The following is a 4,215-nucleotide window of genomic DNA, read 5'->3' as shown; positions in this document are numbered from 1 at the left end:
CAGAACTAGTGCAAAGTCTTCCGAAATAGTGTCTAATCGACATACTTATAGCTTTTTAGGTTAAGTGCAGTATGGGATAAATCTACAATTTCTAAACGCTATCGAGCTCTAAATTTTGGCGATTCATCGAACGCACAAAAAAGCGAGAACCCTCATAAGTGAGGGCTCTCGCTAAAAATCTTTATGCAATTGTATAAGCTTGCTGAATTTTATTAATTGTCTCTTCGTCAATTGGCTGATTTGAATACAAATAAGCAATCGTATCACCATTATTAACATGATCACCTTTTTTGGCGATTAGCTGAATTCCTGCATCATAATCAAGCTTTGATTCCTTCGTTAAACGTCCAGCGCCTAGACTAACACTTGCTTCTCCAACTAATAAAGCATTAATCGTCTCCACCGTGCCCTCTGAAACCGCTGTCACTGCTACTTTATGAGCTGTGTCATTTTGAACAATATCAGAGACTACTCCTCCTTGCGCCACAATAAACTCCTCGAATTTTGCAGCTGCAGAGCCATCTGCTAGCACTCGCTTAACAGCAGCTGTTGCTTCCGCTTCATTCACACCTGCCGCAATTTGGTACATCAAGGAAGAGATGACAACACATTCATCAACCAAATCTTCATGCGTTTCTTCCATACGTCCACTTAATAGGGCATAAGCCTCCACTACCTCAAGCTTATTACCAATCATTTTCCCTAAAGGATTATCCATATCACTGATGTGTGCGATGACTTTACGGCCAAGTTTTTCTCCAATAGCCGTCATTGTATCTGCTAAACGCTGTGCTTCTTCCTGCGTCTTCATAAACGCACCTGAGCCACATTTTACATCGAGGACTATACCATCGGCACCACTTGCAATTTTTTTACTCATAATCGACGCTGCGATTAATGGAATAGAATCGACAGTACCTGTCACATCACGTAATGCATATAATTTTTTGTCGGCTGGTACTAGATTACCTGTTTGTCCAGCAACGGCAATTTTATGCTGATTGACATTATCAATGAACTCCTGTGATGAAAGCTCTGTTTTAAAGCCCTGAATGGATTCAAGTTTATCAATTGTCCCCCCAGTAATCCCTAAGCCTTTACCACTAAATTTCGCAACAGGAATTCCTAGAGCAGCAATAATTGGCGTAACAACAAGTGTAACCTTGTCACCAACCCCTCCAGTTGAGTGTTTATCAATTTTAAAGCCTTCAATAGATGTTAAATCAATGACATCGCCTGATTCGATCATTGCCTTTGTTAAATAAAATGTTTCATCATCAGACATGCCTAGTAAACGTATCGCCATTAATAAAGAACTTGCTTGATAATCTGGGATAGAGCCTGTCGTATAGCCTTCAACAAAATACTGAATTTCAGCTTGAGAAAGCTCTAATCCTTGTTTTTTCTTTTCAAACAATTGAACCATATTCATACAAAAAACCCCCTTATTTCAAATCATGTAAGAAACTTTTACCGAATGGCGGTGCTTCTACATGAAAGTTTTCTGCAACTGTTGCTGCAATATCTGCAAAGGTTTCACGAAGCGCAAGTTCCGCACCACCTTTAAAACGTGGTGAATAGACAATTAGTGGTACATATTCGCGTGTATGATCTGTCCCTGGGAAGGTTGGATCATTGCCGTGATCTGCTGTAATAATTAATAGATCGTCTTCTGACATTGCCTCTAGAATTTCTGGTAGACGTGCATCAAATTCTTGTAATGCCTGTCCATAGCCTAGAGGATCACGTCGATGGCCGAAATTGGCATCAAAGTCGACTAAATTTAAGAAGCTTAGACCACGGAAGTCACGACGTACAACTTCTGCAAATTGATCCATACCATCCATATTATTTTTTGTACGTACAGCATCTGTCACACCTTCACCATTGAAAATATCTGAGATTTTTCCAATTGCAATCACATCTAATCCCGCGTCCTTCAAAACATTCATTGTTGTACGACCAAATGGCTTTAACGCATAATCATGACGATTGGATGTACGAGTAAAGTTTCCAGGCGTACCCACAAATGGTCGTGCGATGACGCGACCTACTAAATATTCAGGCTGTAATGTTAATTCACGAGCAATTTCGCAAATTTTATATAACTCTTCTAGTGGAATGATTTCTTCATGAGCAGCAATTTGTAAAACAGGATCGGCTGATGTATAGACAATAATCGCACCTGTTTCCATATGCTCCTTCCCAAAATCTTCAATTACTTGTGTACCACTTGCTGGCTGATTGCATAGCACTTTCCGACCTGTACGTTTCTCTAGCTCATCAATTAGCTCTGCTGGAAACCCATCTGGATACACTTTAAATGGTTTATCAATATTTAACCCCATGATTTCCCAATGGCCAGTCATCGTATCTTTACCAACTGATGCTTCTTGCATTTTACCGTAGTATGCTTTAGGGTCAGTAGTTGCATGCATTCCATGCAATGGTTCAATATTCGCTAAACCAAATGACTCCATTACTGGCATTGTAAGCCCATTCATTTTTTCAGCGATATGTCCTAGTGTATGTGCGCCAACATCCCCAAATTTAGCAGCGTCTGGCGCTTCACCAATACCTACGGAATCCATGACAACAACATGGATTTTGTTAAAAGGTTTATTCATAATGGTTGCCTCCTAATCTCATGACTCTATTTTACCAAAAAAATGCGAAAAATAAAGGTCAGACATCCGACTGAAAAATAATTTTTTCCTATTATCTTTTAAGCACGTGGATGGAATTGCTTATAGACCTCAGATAATCTTGTTTTGCTAATATGTGTATAAATCTGGGTAGTAGAAATATCTGCATGACCAAGCATCTCCTGTACCGCTCGTAAATCGGCTCCATTTTCAACCAAATGAGTGGCAAAGGAATGACGCAATGTATGTGGTGTTAATTCATGTTGGATGCCTGCCTTTAACGCATGCTCCTTCATTAATTTCCAACAACCTTGCCTTGTTAAACGTTTCCCTCTTTGATTAATAAAAAACGCATCTGTTTTGGGGTACTTTCCCTGTAATTGACTACGAGCACCATTTAAATAGGCATTTATTGCCGAAAGTGCGCTTTTGCCGAGTGGAATGATTCGCTCCTTGCCACCCTTCCCAAATACACGTACAAAGCCCATGGTTAAATGAATATCAGCTAAATCCAGTGCAATAAGTTCACTGATGCGCATACCAGACCCATATAGTAACTCCAGCATGGCAAGATCACGTATACCTTGTGGCTTACTTTTATTTGGAGCTGTTAGTAAAGCTTCAATCTCTTGAATAGATAAAATATTAGGCAACTTTTGCTCAATTGTCGGCATCTCCAAATGGACTGTCGGATCAGTTTCTGCGCGCTTTTCTCGTAGTAAAAATTGGTGGAAACTTCGAATCGATGAAATATGACGGGCAATGGTACGACTTGTCTTTCCCTGTGCCCGCAATTGCTCTAAATGGCGTAATATAGTTGTCCGTTCTACCACACTAAAATCAGACATACCTTCTGCTTCCTTTAAAAAATGTACATAGCTTTCTAAATCTCGGCGATAGGATGCTAATGTATTAACAGATAACTGCCTTTCCACCTGAATAAAATGGATATAGTCCTCAACTGCATATTGAAATTCATTCATCACAACGCCCCCTCACTGTCAATTATTCTCTATTTTAGCATGGCCTTAAGAAATGTGCTAAAGGACCCTCCATTCGACATAAACCACCAACCCTAATGGTGTCTATACTTCAATAAAAAAAACAAAAAACTGCCCGATTCAATCTATACCAAAGATTAAAACAGACAGTTTTTCGTTATTTTTCTTCATTTGATTCGTCGTTTTTATCATGACAGCGCCAGCATATGCCGTGGAAAGTTAGTCGGTGATCTTTTATAATAAAGTTCCAACGTTTTTCAACAACGGCTTCCACATCTTCAAGTAAATCTTCTTGAATTTCATCAACAGCACCACATTCGATACAAACAAGATGATGGTGGAAATGGGCAGCTCCCTCTTGGCGTAAATCATAGCGCGATACGCCATCGCCAAAGTTGATTTTGTCGACAATTTTGAGCTCAGTTAATAATTCTAACGTTCTATAAACAGTAGCTAGACCAATCTCAGGTGCTTTTTCTTTTACTAAAAGATAAACATCTTCAGCACTTAGGTGGTCCTCTTCGTGCTCAAGCAAAACAGCAACTGTCGCTTCTCGCTGCGGCGTCAGC

General features: G+C 39.7%; 4 protein-coding genes. All 4 read right to left on the bottom strand.

Annotated features, from left to right (window positions below; translation table 11 throughout):
* Positions 1 to 181 precede the first annotated feature (181 nt).
* Positions 182 to 1,432 carry a thymidine phosphorylase gene (locus tag B3D98_RS15015; protein ID WP_048391297.1) on the bottom strand — a complete coding sequence of 417 codons (1,251 nt, stop codon included), beginning with the start codon at positions 1,430 to 1,432 and terminating at the stop codon, positions 182 to 184.
* A gap of 13 nt (positions 1,433 to 1,445) precedes the next feature.
* Complete coding sequence (deoB, locus tag B3D98_RS15010) at positions 1,446 to 2,627, bottom strand: phosphopentomutase (RefSeq protein ID WP_066036601.1); 1,182 nt, start codon at positions 2,625 to 2,627, stop codon at positions 1,446 to 1,448.
* 98 nt (positions 2,628 to 2,725) lie between these two features.
* Positions 2,726 to 3,628, bottom strand: a complete 903-nt coding sequence (gene xerD / locus B3D98_RS15005; protein ID WP_054550601.1) for a site-specific tyrosine recombinase XerD — start codon at positions 3,626 to 3,628, stop codon at positions 2,726 to 2,728.
* Between the two features lie 175 nt (positions 3,629 to 3,803).
* Positions 3,804 to 4,214, bottom strand: a complete 411-nt coding sequence (locus B3D98_RS15000; protein ID WP_288583940.1) for a Fur family transcriptional regulator — start codon at positions 4,212 to 4,214, stop codon at positions 3,804 to 3,806.
* Between the last annotated feature and the right edge of the window lies 1 nt (position 4,215).

The organism is Lysinibacillus sp. UBA5994 (genome assembly GCF_002429725.1).
Classification (GTDB): Bacteria; Bacillota; Bacilli; order Bacillales_A; family Planococcaceae; genus Lysinibacillus; species Lysinibacillus capsici.
Note: the sequence above shows the minus strand (reverse complement) of the source record. Positions and strands in the feature narration are given on the sequence as shown.

Bases quoted from the DNA above. Each gene is read 5' to 3' on its own strand.
- B3D98_RS15015 (WP_048391297.1), bottom strand. From the start codon at position 1,432: ATGAATATGGTTCAATTGTTTGAAAAGAAAAAACAAGGATTAGAGCTT.
- deoB (WP_066036601.1), bottom strand. From the start codon at position 2,627: ATGAATAAACCTTTTAACAAAATCCATGTTGTTGTCATGGATTCCGTA.
- xerD (WP_054550601.1), bottom strand. From the start codon at position 3,628: ATGAATGAATTTCAATATGCAGTTGAGGACTATATCCATTTTATTCAG.